The sequence below is a fragment of the Cryobacterium sp. MP_M3 genome (assembly GCF_015752155.1).
GTDB lineage: Bacteria > Actinomycetota > Actinomycetes > Actinomycetales > Microbacteriaceae > Cryobacterium.
On record NZ_JADOVI010000005.1, the window covers coordinates 224,448 to 238,368 of the forward strand.

A 13,921-nucleotide genomic window follows, 5' to 3' on the forward strand; every position below is an offset into this window, starting at 1 on the left:
TTTCGCCCAGGAAGCATCGGACACAGACGTCAAGCGTTCGACTTGACGCTGGAGGAGAAGACCAACTTCACAATTACCCGCATGGTCCACCTCCGGATTGCTGTTGGTCGAACTGACTCGTTGACGTCTATTCCACAAAGAAGCTTTCGACTCCGTGCGGATGGGTACCGGTTCCCTACGTCCCGCGGTGAATTCGTCGGTAATTTGTGGGAGTTGTCGCGAGATCGCCCGCGAAGTGAAATCGCAGGTTGCTGGATGTCCCGAGTCCGCAATGCTGCGCGATTTCCTCCACGGTCAGATCGGTGACCTCGAGCAGTCGCCGTGCCTCGTCGACGCGCCGGGACGTGAGCCATCGTAAGGGGGTTGTGCCCGTCTCGGCCAGGAACCGGCGGGCAAAGGTGCGTGGAGACCAGCGCGCGTGTTTGGCCATGTCGGCGACCGATATGGGCTCTGCGAGGTGATCGACCGCCCACGCACAGGTGGCCGCGAGCCCTTCAGAGTGGGCGACGACAGGGCGCTCAACGAATTGCGCTTGGCCGCCGTCGCGGTGAGGTGCCACAACCATGCGCCGAGCAATCCTGGTCGCGGCATCGGTGCCGAAATCTTGTCGGACAAGGTGCAGGCACAGGTCGATGCCTGCGGCGACTCCTGCGCTTGTGCTGATAGCGCCGTCAACGACGTAGAGCACGTCGGGGTCGACGCTGATGCGCGGATAGCGGGAGGAGAGTTCGGCGGCGTCTCGCCAATGAGTTGTCGCCCGTTTGCCGTCCAGAAGCCCGGCGGCCGCCAACGCGAACGCGCCGGTGCACACGGAAACCATGCGGATGCCGCGCCGAGACGCTTCACGCAGCGCGTCGAGTACGGCGGCCGACGGGTCTCCAAGGGGGACGAATCCTGGAACGATGACAGTGTCCGCGTCCAGCAGCGAGTCCAGGCCACGCGTTGCCTCAATGGCGAATCCGGATGTCGTCGGGATCAGTCCCGGAATCTCCGCGCAGACCGAGAATGAGTAGCGTTCGCGCTCGTCACTGTGGCCGAAGACCTGCGCCGGTATTGCGAGGTCGAAGGCAACCACGTCGGGGAGAGCCAGAGTCACAATGTGATGCATGCAGTCAGTTTCGCACAATTCAGGCAGAATGCTTTCGATCTGTGGCATTCCTGCCACTTTCGTCTGTCGAACGGTCCTGCCATCGTGTGTCTCATGACAACTCCTACTGCCGCAGAGGCCCGACACATTGGCATCTTCCTCTTCGACGACGTCGAAGAACTCGACGCTGTGGGGCCGTGGGAAGTCTTGGCAAATTGGACCCTCAGATTTCCGGATGACGGATACGAGGTCTCCTGCCTCTCCCGTGACGGGCGTTCGGTCCGGGCTTCGAAGGGTCTCGTTCTCGGTGCACACCACTCTTTTGCGGACGCGCCAAACTTTGACATCTTGCTTCACCCCGGCGGGCAGGGAACCCGCACGCTGATGAGGGACGAAGCGCATCTGGATTGGGTACGCGCTCAGCGTGCGACGATCCCGCTCATGACGAGCGTATGCACCGGGAGCCTCGTGTACGCCGCTGCCGGTATTCTCCGGGCAAGGCCGGCGACGACGCATTGGGAGAGCCTGGGGCTGCTCGCAGAGCTCGATCCCACGATCGTGACCAGGTACGACCGTTTCGTCGACGACGGTGACCTGATTACCAGCGCCGGGGTCAGCGCGGGCATAGACATGGCACTTCACCTCGTCGAACGCCTCGCCGGTGTCGACCGCGCCCGCAATGTACGGCGGGATCTTCAATACGACCCCCAGCCGCCGGTCTGAGCTCATTCCCTACATGACGCGCCGGGACTTGGGCGCTCGTCCTGGTGCCGCGCGCCATGCAACCGTCGGATTCGCCCCGCTTCATGCTCTGACTCCGAGTCCATTCGCAGCCGCAAGGCCAATACACGCCAGGAGACGCGATGCCATTCCCCGCCGACATCAGGGCGCACGACCAGACACCACGGTGGCCTACGACCATGGTCTCACCAGCAATCGGCTGGGGAGCAGTTGTCGGAGTAGTCACGGCGGCCGCTCCACTCGGATTGTGGTGGCTCACCCCATCACTCGTCTACGCGCTCGTTTTGGCAATCATCGCGGCGGTCTACATCGGGTTCGCCGTCGCGGACGGGCGGGCACGGGTCCTCGTTCTGGAGAGCACGGTCGCGGTGCTATTCGTGGCGCTGGCAGTTGCGGCGCTCACGGGGTCCGTCTGGCTGGTCGTTGCCGGTTTCGCGGGCCACGGCCTGAAGGACCTCTGGCAGCACCGCACCCGATTCGTTCGCCACACCAGATGGTGGCCTCCGTTCTGCGCGACTGTCGACTTTGTTGCCGCCGGCATCCTGGCTGTTCATACAATTTTCACGATCTGAGGAAGACCAAACAATGCACATTTCGGATATGACGTTCTACCGCCTCTACCGGGCCCAAGAAGACCGTGTCACGCGCGCACTCGAGCAGCATCGCCGCGCCGCAGAACGGGTTACCGATCTCAGAGCGCACCGCAGAAACGACGAAGGCCTCCGCGTTGGAAACGCAGCGGAGAGCAAGGCGAGGTAGACGTCGCTGTGGACGATGCCAGTCAGGGAAGAAATAGAAAAACTAAGCAAGGAGACCTTCATGAGTCGAACACTGTTCAAAGATCACCCACGCGCAAGCCCTGCCGGAAAGGCCGCCGCTGCCCTATTCCTTGTCGTGGTGGCCTTCCAGGTGGCGCTTGCTGCAGGCGCACCATGGGGTGAAGCTTCCTTTGGTGGCTCCAATCCGGGGGTCCTTCCTGCATCTCTCCGCGCGAGTAGCGCTATCGCAGTGGTTGTGTACGTGTTGCTCGCCACCGTCGCTGGCACCCGGTGGACCGGAGGAACACTTCGTCGACGTCTGCTGTACGGTGCGGCCGCCTTGATGGTGATTGGAACGGTAATTAACGTCGCCTCACCCTCATTCCTGGAGCGCATCGTCTGGACGCCCGTGACAGTCGCGCTTGTAGTCGCCCTGTGGCGCGCTGCTCGGCACGCCTCGCTCTCGAACGTGTCACGAAATGAAGGCGGCATTGCACACCGTGCCGTCTGAATCCACAATCGCATGCGGCGACGGTACCCGAAACGCACTGGTCTTCGGCGCGACAGGGTTCATTGGGCGGTGGCTGGTGAAGGAACTTCTTGACCAGGGCATCTCGACCACAGCCGCGGTCCGCAACCTCGCCCGATTCGGTGCCCTTGCCGACTGGATGCGCGACCACAACGTCGACACGACCGCCTTGAGTGTTGTCGAAGTCGACCTTGCCGTGGACGGAAATGGGGTTGAGGCCGGGACGCCTGAACCGCATCCGTGAAATCTATAACGTTGCCGGAGCCTACGCGTTCGGAATGACGCCGGCAGCGGCGCGCGCGGCGAATGTCGAAGGTGGAGAGTGACGCGGGCGTCCAGGCCTTTGCGGACAAGCTCAACGTTCCCTGGACGATCGCTAACCCGGCAACCGTCATAGGCGACTCGGTGAACGGTGAATCAGAGCAAATGCTGGGGCTCGCGACCACCATTCGTGACCTGCTGACCGGCAAGCTCCTCGCCGTGCATGCAAACGCGGCAACGTTCATCCCCGTCGTCGCGGTCGACTACCTCGCCCGATTCATGTCCCTGCTGCCAGCAACAGAGGCGGCTCGTGGCAAGTCATTTTGGATCCTGGACGATGACACTCCCGCGCTACCCGACTTGCATCGCGTCCTCGGAGGCCACCACGGGGTGACGGTTCCTCGACTGCGCATCCCCGTCTGGATCATCAAGCGACTTCCCGACGCTCTCACGCAAGCCGACCCTGAGACGTTGAGCTTCCTCTCATCTGACCGATACCCTACAGGTCCGGCTAACGACCTTGCGTACGCTCATGGCCTGCACCAGCCCAACGTGTCTACCACCTTGACAAGATGGAGCGAATACCTCGCCGAGAACTACTTCGCGCGGCCGAGCAATTGACCAGCTACATACCCAAATCCTTGAGTGCGCGCGACCGACTGACCGCCACCCGGACCATTACCCCGACGGCCTCCTCCGTTTAGTCGTAGCTGCACGCGTGTGGGCCATAGTTGCGGATTACATCGATGTCGTCGACTGATTGTGTCGCAGTATATGCCGACGAGGATCTCCTCCATGTCAGACGTGAAACGGCTCCGGATGTAGCTCCGCTGCAGAGGGTCTTCTAAGCGGTGTCACCATCCGGAGAATTGTTCGGACTCTACTCAATCGCAGACTTGTGCCTTTCAGGCCAGAGAGAATCCGACAAGAAGCGTGAGATTTTCGGGCGGCGAATTGCCAAGAGCCTAAGACCCACTTCACCCTCAGCCATCCGGTCAAGCTGATAACTGAGCTGGAAACGCCGGCCTTCCGCTACCCCGGTGGCCGGAATTTTGGGCACGACCGGGTGATCAGGGCTGAACCGGCGCTGTCGAAGCTGGAGCTGCCAGCTGAATGAACCGGGAAAGTGCGGCTTCCTCGATCAGCGCTCGCCGCGCCAGGGCCATCTCTTTCGCGGTCGGTGTTAGGTGAGGCCGTGTTCGTAGGCGAAGATCACAGCATGAACGCGGTCGCGCAGGCCCAACTTCATGAGTACCCGACCGACGTGGGTCTTGACCGTGGATTCCGACACGAATAGCTGCTCGCCAATCTCGGTGTTGGACATTCCGCGCGCAATCAGAAACAGGATGTCCCGTTCCCGTGGCGTGAGCGCCGCGACAGCCTGGTCGCCGCCGGCCGGATCATCCGCGGGTAGTCGCTGGCCGAACAGGTCGAGCATTCGGCGACTGACCCGGGACGACAGCGCCGCCTCACCAGCCGCGACGGCACGAATGGCCGCGAGCAGTTCAGCGGGTTCGACATCTTTGAGCAGAAATCCGCTCGCCCCCGCACGGAGAGCCTTGAACGCATACTCGTCGAGGTCGAAGGTCGTCAGGACGATGACGTGCACGGTCGGCTGGTCCTCGACGATCCGTCGGGTTGCCTCGATCCCATCAAGTCGTGGCATGCGCACGTCCATGAGGACAACGTCGGGTACGAGTGCGTTTGCCAGTTCCATCGCGGCGGCTCCGTCCGCGGCTTCGCCGACCACCTCGACCCCGTCCGCCGCGTCGAGGACCATTCGAAACCCGATTCGAACGAGCGTCTGGTCGTCGACCAGCATCACCCGGATGGGCGCCGCCGCCTCGCCTGTCGCGCTCACGCCGACGCCGCCACTGGGGGGATGAGTTGGGCGTGCACTGCCCAGCCACCGCCGTCACGTGGTCCAGTCGTCACTCTCCCACTGTAGAGCGCGACGCGCTCACCAATGCCGACAAGGCCACGACCCAGATCATCGACGGCATTCTCATCCGCGATTCCATCGTCATCGACGATCACAGTCACCAGGTCTGGGTCGAACGTGATCGTGACCGTTACCCGTGTTGCGCCGCGCGCGTGCTTGAGCGCATTAGTCAACGACTCTTGCACGATGCGGTACACAGTCAGCTGCATGACTGCATCCGGTGGAGCGTCGCCGGTGCAGCGCATGTTCACGGGCAACCCGGTGGCACGGAAACGTTCGACCAGTGCGGGCAAGTCCTCGACTCCAGGGGTTGAAGTCGCTTCATCTGCGGGTCTGCCGTCGGGGGCGTCTCGCAAGACGCCCAGCATTCGCCGCATGTCACCCAGCGCACCGCGCCCGGTGCGCGCCACCTCGCGCATCCCCTCAACGGCCCGATCCGGTTCTTTAGTCGCAATTTCGGCCGATCCGTGAGCAAGTGAAATCATGACCGAGAGGCTGTGCGACACGATGTCGTGCATCTCGCGAGCGATCGAGGTGCGCTCGGCGGCGGCGGCGGCTGCCACATCCTGTTCGCGTTCCCGGGCCAGCTGGGCGAGTTGCATGGCGGCGAAATGGCGGCTGCTCCTGACACTGAGGCCGACCAGTAGCGCGACAACGAGCACCACGATTGCCTGCACCGATTCGCCGACGCTAGCCACGGACTGGGGCAGCAGCACTGCCTCGACGACCAGTAGGACGCCGGCGACCCCCCAACCGATGACTGCGCCGCGTACGCTGCGGTAGACCGTAACCGCATAGAGCGCGCAACCGACCGCGATGACGGCGATACTTCCCGGAGTCCAAAACGTGGCCAACATCACTGCCGTCGTCAGCACGAAGACGAGCACGGGGGCCCTGCGACGAAAGAGAAGCGCCAGCCCCGACGCGGCGACTGCGACTGAAGTGATGGCGAATTGGATTGCGTCGTGATCGCCAAACACAACTACCAGAACCACCGCGAACGCGGGCAGCGCATACGCGAGGGCAACGAGGAGATCGGTCTCGCCGGGCCGGGATGCGAACCAGCCCGTAGACGGCGGATGCGGCGCGGCCGATCGTTCCGGCTGAGTTCTCGACTCGCTCATGGTCTGAACTCTATCGCCAGGGACCAGAAGGCCGCCGGAACAGACGACCGCGATGCGACGCTGTTCCGGCGGGCTGGCAGCAGCAAGATCTGGGCTACTTGCCGCTACGACGCTTCACTCGCCTCATCATGGTCGGAATCAGTCCAACCCCCACCGAGAATAGGAGGCTCAGGAGGAGCAGCATCGGCGCTCGCAGCGCGGGGCCGCCGGCCGCCAACTCGAGACCCGCGGTCGGGTAGTCGATCATCTTTGCGGCGGAGATTGCGGTGCCACGATTCGTGTGCGCGGCGAGGTCCTCCAGAGCGCCGTCGAAGCCCGTCGCGCCAGTCGGGCCGTGCAGCGCGTCTGCCGAGATGTCGCGGGCTTTCGCCCACTCTGCCAGCTGCGGGTCGATCGAATTCACGCTCGTTGCGCCGGGAACGATGACCCTGCTCAGGGTCGGGGCCCGCTTCTCCGTGTCGGTGACCAGCACCATCCCGTGTTCAGTAGTGACGGTTCCCTTTGCCGATACAGCCACCGCTCGCGCCGCGTAGGTCATGTTGTAGACCTCGAAGGCACTCGCCACGTCGATTTCACTGACCCCGTCGGTGAGCCCGACACCGACCGTCGGACGCAACCAGGGCGCGATTGCGTTTGCGCCGACCGGAAGATCAGCGAGACTGAAGCTCTGCACGGGAATCGCCCTCGAACCATGGAGCGACCAGTCCGGGTAGCCGACCAACGCACCGACCCGCTCCGCCTCTGTGGCGCCATCTAACTGGGCCATGACGCTCAACGCACCCGGGATGCCGGACGTCACCCCCGCCGTCGTCGTGACGGCGCCGTCCTGCACATATCGCTGACCGGTCACCCAATTCACTTGGGGCCTGGTCTTCTGGAGGGCGGCGACGCGTGACCAGTGGCTGGTAGCGCTACGCCCGTCCAGCAGTCCGGTCTCCGCCAACAACATGGATCCGCTGCATACCCCGAGGACATGTGCGCCCTGGTTTGATTTGCGAACGATCCAATCGCGAAGCGGGGCTTCCGCGCTCCCATACGGGTCACCGACCGCAGGCACGACCACGACATCCGGAGCCGGAGCCCGGCCGGAATCCACGTCGGCGAACGTGAACGTCGGCACGATGGCTGGACCGCCGTCGATCGACGCTGGCGCAGCACTGGCCGCGACCGTGTACACCGAGAATTCAGGAGACGAGGCGAACACGCCGTAGGGTGCGAGGACGTCACTGCCAACCGTGCCGGTGGCGCCCAGCGCGACCGCAACCACGATCCGACCGTCGGAGGAGGGCCGATTCGCCGGCAGGTCTTTCGCGAGAATGGTGGGCACGGACGCGTGGGTCTGCCCATCGGAGAACAAGAAGCCGGCCAACACGACGGCTGCGAGGGTGACAGTCGAAAGCGTGACGGCGATGGCGACGCGACCTACGCGTCGAAGGCGGTGATGCATGGAAGTCTCCGGTTCATCTGGTTACGCCAGCGACCTCGAATGGAGACCACATGCGTAAATCTGTATCCAAATTACGAACCGGGGCGGCTTGCGTCATCGGACTACCTGGCACTCCTCGGAGCGAGAAAGTAGCACCCCGGTACCAGGGGTGCATCGGGGCAATATAGCCAAAAGTGGCTCCGAGCCAATCGTTCAGACTGAATCATCCTCGACTGCACGTCAACCAGCGCCAGCGCAGCCGGGCGATGAACGGCTAGTTGACCCAGCAACAGAAACAAATGACATTCCACTTCCGGAGGGAGGGGAAGTCGCTGGTGCCGATCGGTTGTTCGGCTCGGGTCGTTGGGCTCATAGTTCGCGCGTGACGCCATGTCTCGGATAGATAAGGGACCGGGCGCCGCAACCGGGGCGCTGACGGGTACCGAGCGGGAACGGATCCTGTTTTGGCCGGGCCAGGTGCGCCGATGGCCCGGATCGTCCAAGAGTTGGGCCTGTCACCATAAACAGTGTTTCGCGAAGCCGCGGTTGTCGGTCGTACGGACGGTTTCGGGCCTGGTTCGCTCCTCATGGTGGTCGCGGCCACATGCCCGGCATTGTCACGACTAGTGACCAGCCGGCATTTTTCGCAGATCGTGCTGACGCCGGGCATTTGGAGGATAATCTCGTGCTCGGTGCTGGCAGCCGCAGGACGATCGGAAGAGCCTGTCAAGTGCTTTGTGCACCCGTCGGGAAATGGTTCGAGCTGAGGGTTGATTCGGTCTCGTCGAGTACCGCGTCGGTGATGAACGAGATCGTCTCCCGGGAGAGCTCGGTTCCAATCGTGGCGGCAAGATGGTGCCGGATATCGCGCCCGGTCATCCCACCGGCATTGAGCAAGATGATCATGTCGTCGATGTCGTCGATGTCGTCGATGTCGTCGAGGTCGTCGAGGTCGTCCATGAGCTACCCCGGCGAGCGCGGAGGCGTGAACCTACCGTCTCGGTCCCGGGGATGCCCAGGCCGAACTCGCCGACCGCCGCCGTGACCGTCTTCAACGGGGTTCCAGTTGCGGGAGTTCGAGCAGAGCCGGGCCTCGGGACCACCCGTGTCATAGCCGAGGTGCTCGGTCAGCTCGGCCGTCTAACCCACTCCAGGTCCGCTGTGATCAGCCCCGGCACTACACGGTTCTCCTGCTCCAACAACCGCAACCTCACAGACTCGACGCTCGTCACGCCTGCGGACACACCCTCATCAATGTCGGCCCGATCGGCCCACGTCCGCACCGTCCCGTGCTCAGCCCACAACTTGACCTGCGATGTCCGCATCGTCCGGACCGCGCTGACTTTCTCCTCTGGCGCGTACCGACGCGTCGTCGGCTTGCGCACTGCATAGTCTCCCGACAAGTCCCCTTCCCCGCTTCCGAAGTCAGGAGACCCATACAAACGCAGGGCGCTTCGCCGAGTAGATCCTGCTTGCGAGCGACTCACGTGGCCACGCTCATCGAGGTTGCCCACCAGTTGCACCGAGGTCCCCGCTCGACGCCCCGGCTTCCATGGTGGGTGCTTCGGTCATCCTCAACCGTTCTCCGGGGCCATGGGTTCGGTGCGTGAGCGGCATTGCGAGGGCCATGGCCGGGAGCATCATCAGGTGGCCTCCGGCCGCGAGTACGTCGCCGGAGATTGTGCCGACCCAGAAAAGCGGGGCGAGGATGAGGAAGGGGAGGTACATGACGGCGGACATGACTACGATGCCGCGCAAGGCGTGGCGTCGTGCGACCATCCAGGCCGACATGCCGATGACCATTTCGCTGGCCATGATCATCGCCTCGAGGTCGGCCCTCAGGACGGGACCGGGTGCGACAAGTTCTCGGATCAAACCGAGTATGACCATTCCCGCGAGCATCGCCGCAACCATGCCGACGTACTCGAGAAGGTTGCGGAGGTGGCGCCGGAGGCGATTCGGAGCCTCGTGTCCTGTGGCGGTGTTCGGTTGACTGGCCACGGCTGGCCTCCTTCTTGGTTCGGGTTGGACTGGGGTGGAGTGGTGGGGTTTCATTTGCGGCGCAGCATTCGGTGGGCCACGAGTGGGAGCGAGTCGGCGGCCACGAGGAGCACTGGCGATCGCCACTGCTGGTACATGGGCGGTTGGTCACTGTTCACCATGTCGAGCGGGTACGTGGGCACCTTGCTGACGGAATCGACCACGGAGGGGCTGACCGTGGGTCCCAGTTGCTCGAAGGCGGCGTCGAAGCCGCCCATCTCGCTCTGGCTGGTGGTTTCCCCGGCCTCCCGGGTGGCCAGGAAACGATCCACCAGGGTGACGTCGAGGGCGACGCGACCTACGCGTCGAAGGCGGTGATGCATGAAAGTCTCCGGATCATCTGGTTACGCCAGCGACCTCGAATTGAGAGCACATGCGTAAATCTGTATCCAAATTACGAACCGGGGCGGCTTTCGTCGTCGGGCTACTGGGCATTCATCAGAGCGGGAAAGTAGCACCCCGGTACTAGGGGTGCATTGGGGCAATCAAGCCGCCACCATGACGACTGCGGGCGCCCGATAGGTGACTTCACGGTTGCACGGTTGGTCCCGGGACTCACCGACCTCGCTCGCTCTGAAGTGACCCACCTGACCTGATTACACGGGTGGTCTCAGCCCAGCCGCCAGCCGCAGTTGCTCCTTCTGGCCGTATCCAACCACTACACGTGGACCGGCCGGAAGGAACGCGCCCTGCTCGTGGTCGCGAGCCGAATCGGGCTACGCGTTCCAGAACTCACCGCCCAGCGACGCGGCGACGATCGATTTGGCACGGCCGTACCGATCGCTCTTGCCACCACGTGAGCTCGACCACCGCCCATCGTATTTCGCAGAGCCAAACGGAAGTCGGGCCAGGGAATGTCAACGACGATCACCACGAACGTGACGAAGCCCCGACTCACGACTCATCTCGCCCAGCCGCGGGATCTCCGAGGACGGTCCGGCTCTCGAACCAGTGGAACACCTCATTCGCCGTTCGGACGGTGCCGAACTCGGCGTGAAGACCTGTGAGGCGGATACGTGCATCTCTTCGGCCCCCCAATGGCGGCCGTCGTGGACGACTCGTTCGAAGGTGGCCGTGGCGTCGCTGACGACCGTCGTCTCGAAGCCGCGGTGTCGTCGTCGACACGCAGTGATCTTTCGTGAGGCTGCAGATCACGACCGTCGAGATACCGTCGTGCCGGAGGCGGTCTTCCAGGTCCGCTCCGATGAATGCGCTGTTGACCTGTTTACACTCTGACGGGTGCGCCGCTCAGCGGCGACGCCTCCGGCTTGATGTCGTATCCCGGCTGGTCGGGTGAGAACAGCTCCACGCCCCTGGCGCGTCGATGCCGGATGCGCCAGCTGTCGCCGAGCTGCGCAGATCACTCTCCGCCAAAACATGCTGTGTCTCGAGAGCGGGTGTTCCTCTACTCGTGTTGGTCACAGCTGCTGTGAACGCATCCGGGGGTGCAGGGGTCAGCTTCCCCACACGGAGGCAGACGCAGTCAGTTCCATGTTGCTGACACCCTGAACTTTCCTTTCGCGGGCAAGTTCGCCCGGCAGTGAATAGCGCGGTGCGGCGGCGGCCGAAAGGGCGGCGTGAGCGACGATTGAGTCAGTGAGCGACTTGACCATATCCAGCCGCGGGTACCCTTCGTGAATGCGCTGCGCCTGAGACATGACGACTTCGGCCTTGTGGCCAAAGTCGATCCCGATCCCCTCCGTTGTCAAGTAGGCGAGGAGCCCCCGACGCTCGGCGATGCCCGGCGAGCTGTGCAAGGCGATCGCTTCCCAGACTCGGTCAACGTCCCCCGCTGCCACACCGTGCTCCCTCAAGATTTCTGCTGCCAGATCCGCGCCTTCCACCTCGAACCGTTGCTTGCCGGGTGCCTCGGCGCCGGTACCAAGGTCGTGCATGACGCAGGCGGCAAAGAGTAGATCCCGGTCATACGCAGCATCGTGCAGCGCGCCCTCATGGCCCGCGAGGAGTTCTGCAAAGAGGAAACTGCGAATGCTGTGATTGGCTACTGAGGCAGTCTCCGAAGTCTGTGCTGCAGCCAGCGCCGCGCAGGCGAGGGGGGTGGCGGGTAGATCGATTGAAAATGTCATGGCTCTACGCTAGGGATTGCGGCTCTCCACAAGAATGGCAGATGTGACACCTCTCGACGAAATACTGCCATTCCGTTGAAGGGTTTGCTTGTTAGGCAGGCATCGAGCGCCTGCTAAGCGGGGACATGGATCGTGTACGGGATACCCATCTCGTCAAGGAGGTCGAGCACCGGCGTGCTCGGTCCCATCGTGTTCGAGACGGAACTGGCGAAGAAGTCCCAGTGAGCACCTCTAATATCGCCCTTCTGCACCAGGTAAGCATCCGACCTGATCTGGCGCTCCATCGACGAGTTCAGATTGACACGACCCAATTTTGACTCGTGAGCCACGTCGTTAACCACGACATCGAACCGCCGAACAACGGCATTGCAGACCTCGATGCAGTCTTTCGTGGAACGTCCGACCTGCGTGTACTCACCGCCATGCTCTACTCCATGCGTCCTGGCCAGGTAGACTTCTGCCTCCTTCGGCGTGGCGAAGAACCCAGCGCGGCCACCGGCTTTGACGTGACCGGGGCGCTTCAAAAAAGGGTTCTCGAAGAAGACGCTCCCCCAGCGGGTTCAGGCCGAGGCCGCCCGCACAGTCGAGAAGCTCACCCCAGGCCCCGTCGACCCCTTCTCCGGCTGGTACGCGAAGCACGACGATGACGCCCGCCTCGACCTCAAGCCCGGCACCAACGACCCAACCAGCCCCGGAAAGAAGGGCACCGGCACGAAACTCATCTGGGGGTGGATGATGAACACCTCAGTTCGCGTTGACCCCAAACACCCTGGCTGGAATCGGTTCCCGAAACTCGCCATGGCCCTGACAATGAGCATGCCCAACATCGGCGTGTCAGAAGAAGCAGTCCAGTTGATGAAGTTCGCGCTGCGGACCGGCCTGGAACCAGGCATTGTCGACGGCGACAAACAGTACTTCGGAAACGCCACCGTCGAACGGCTGCACCAGCCGACAGCGGACCTCGGATTCACCCCGTCAACCGAGTACCGCGTCGACCGCCTCGGAGTCCAGGGAACCGTCGGCGGCGCGGAACTCATCGAGGGCGGCGTCTACTGCCCCGGCATGCCCGAGCCGCTCAAAGACGCAACAAAGGAGAAGCACGCCGGCGTGATCGACGTGAAGGTCTACCTCCAACGAATTCGCGAACGCCGGGCATTCGAACTCCAGGCCAAGGAACGACCCGACCGAAACGGCAAGCAACCCCTCCGCTGCCCGGCACTGGGCGACAGCCCGACCGTCACCTGTCCCATCCGTGAGCTCTCGAAGAAGGCCACAGACCGACCCCGCGCTGAAGTCGAAGGCGACGATATCCCCGCCATCCTCGACCGTATCTGCAAGCAGCACTCCGTCTCGTTCACACAGAAGGACACGCTGCGACAGAAGCAAGCGTTCTCCTACATGAGCAAAGAGTGGGACGATTTCCACGACCACGCACGCCAGTCCATCGAGTCCATGCACCAAGGATTCAAAGACACCGGAAAAGAAGGAGTCGCGTCCTCCGGCCGCCGACGCGTCCGCGGGTTCGCCGCCGGCCAAACCCTCGTCACAATCATGGTGACAAACTTCAACCTGCGCACGATCGCCGCCTTCCTGCAAGACGAGAAATTCGCTGCGGAAGAACCAAATCGCATCAGACCAGAACCCATCATCAGACGCCGTGACCGCGTCTGGGACAACGTGTACACGAAGACAACAGCAGTCGAATCAATCCTCGACCTAGCCGAGCAGGGGAAGCTGGAATTACCCTTGCGGCTATAGGAATTCCCCGCCTTCTGACACTGCCGAGAGGCAACACCCCCGCACACAGAACAATTCAACGCGCCCTAAAACGGGCTCTCCTGACGCTTCCGTGGGTTAGTCTCGGCCGGGAAGCACGGGTTTGTGCCCGCCGAGGCTGAGCATCGCGAGGGCGATGAGGGCGTCGGG

The 13,921-nt window shown here is 63.0% G+C and carries 13 protein-coding genes and 1 pseudogene; 5 read left to right on the top strand and 9 right to left on the bottom strand.

Going from position 1 to position 13,921, the window contains the following annotated elements; all coding sequences use genetic code 11:
* Positions 1-175 precede the first annotated feature (175 nt).
* Positions 176-1,156: a GlxA family transcriptional regulator gene (locus IWX89_RS08460; RefSeq protein WP_231383047.1), complete on the bottom strand. Its 981-nt coding sequence runs from the start codon at positions 1,154-1,156 to the stop codon at positions 176-178.
* Positions 1,157-1,201: 45 nt separating this feature from the next.
* Between IWX89_RS08460 and IWX89_RS08465 the strand changes: the two genes are divergently transcribed.
* The 4 genes from IWX89_RS08465 to IWX89_RS18460 all read left to right on the top strand — a co-directional run bounded on the left by IWX89_RS08465 (position 1,202) and on the right by IWX89_RS18460 (position 3,997).
* Complete coding sequence (locus tag IWX89_RS08465; RefSeq protein ID WP_196903113.1) at positions 1,202-1,810, top strand: DJ-1/PfpI family protein; 609 nt, start codon at positions 1,202-1,204, stop codon at positions 1,808-1,810.
* Between the two features lie 197 nt (positions 1,811-2,007).
* Positions 2,008-2,400, top strand: a complete 393-nt coding sequence (locus IWX89_RS08470) for a hypothetical protein (protein WP_196903114.1) — start codon at positions 2,008-2,010, stop codon at positions 2,398-2,400.
* A gap of 665 nt (positions 2,401-3,065) precedes the next feature.
* The gene (locus tag IWX89_RS18455; RefSeq protein ID WP_231383048.1) at positions 3,066-3,359 is read left to right on the top strand and encodes an NAD(P)H-binding protein; all 294 of its coding nucleotides are present in this window, start codon (positions 3,066-3,068) and stop codon (positions 3,357-3,359) included.
* Between the two features lie 62 nt (positions 3,360-3,421).
* Positions 3,422-3,997, top strand: coding sequence for an SDR family oxidoreductase (locus tag IWX89_RS18460; RefSeq protein WP_231383049.1), 576 nt, complete (start codon positions 3,422-3,424; stop codon positions 3,995-3,997).
* Positions 3,998-4,559: 562 nt separating this feature from the next.
* Here the strand turns inward: IWX89_RS18460 and IWX89_RS08485 are convergent.
* The 8 genes and pseudogenes from IWX89_RS08485 to IWX89_RS08525 form a co-directional block, all read right to left on the bottom strand.
* Complete coding sequence (locus IWX89_RS08485) at positions 4,560-5,198, bottom strand: response regulator transcription factor (RefSeq protein WP_196903116.1); 639 nt, start codon at positions 5,196-5,198, stop codon at positions 4,560-4,562.
* A 35-nt stretch (positions 5,199-5,233) separates the two neighbouring features.
* The gene (locus tag IWX89_RS08490; RefSeq protein ID WP_196903117.1) at positions 5,234-6,442 is read right to left on the bottom strand and encodes a sensor histidine kinase; all 1,209 of its coding nucleotides are present in this window, start codon (positions 6,440-6,442) and stop codon (positions 5,234-5,236) included.
* Positions 6,443-6,536: 94 nt separating this feature from the next.
* Positions 6,537-7,769, bottom strand: a complete 1,233-nt coding sequence (locus IWX89_RS08495) for a DJ-1/PfpI family protein (RefSeq protein WP_196903118.1) — start codon at positions 7,767-7,769, stop codon at positions 6,537-6,539.
* A gap of 879 nt (positions 7,770-8,648) precedes the next feature.
* A pseudogene (locus IWX89_RS19110) lies at positions 8,649-9,005 on the bottom strand (transposase); the annotation flags it as partial.
* 360 nt (positions 9,006-9,365) lie between these two features.
* Positions 9,366-9,869: a hypothetical protein gene (locus IWX89_RS08505; protein WP_196903120.1), complete on the bottom strand. Its 504-nt coding sequence runs from the start codon at positions 9,867-9,869 to the stop codon at positions 9,366-9,368.
* A gap of 50 nt (positions 9,870-9,919) precedes the next feature.
* Positions 9,920-10,231 (bottom strand): hypothetical protein, encoded by a 312-nt coding sequence (locus IWX89_RS08510; protein ID WP_196903121.1) that lies wholly within the window; start codon positions 10,229-10,231, stop codon positions 9,920-9,922.
* A 1,131-nt stretch (positions 10,232-11,362) separates the two neighbouring features.
* Positions 11,363-11,995, bottom strand: a complete 633-nt coding sequence (locus IWX89_RS08520; protein WP_196903122.1) for an HD domain-containing protein — start codon at positions 11,993-11,995, stop codon at positions 11,363-11,365.
* 113 nt (positions 11,996-12,108) lie between these two features.
* Positions 12,109-12,519, bottom strand: a complete 411-nt coding sequence (locus IWX89_RS08525) for a hypothetical protein (RefSeq protein WP_196903123.1) — start codon at positions 12,517-12,519, stop codon at positions 12,109-12,111.
* 208 nt (positions 12,520-12,727) lie between these two features.
* Here IWX89_RS08525 and IWX89_RS08530 point away from each other — a divergent pair, with 208 nt between their 5' ends.
* Entirely contained in the window at positions 12,728-13,753 is a 1,026-nt protein-coding gene (locus IWX89_RS08530; RefSeq protein ID WP_196903124.1) for a hypothetical protein, read from the top strand.
* The last annotated feature ends 168 nt before the right edge of the window (positions 13,754-13,921 follow it).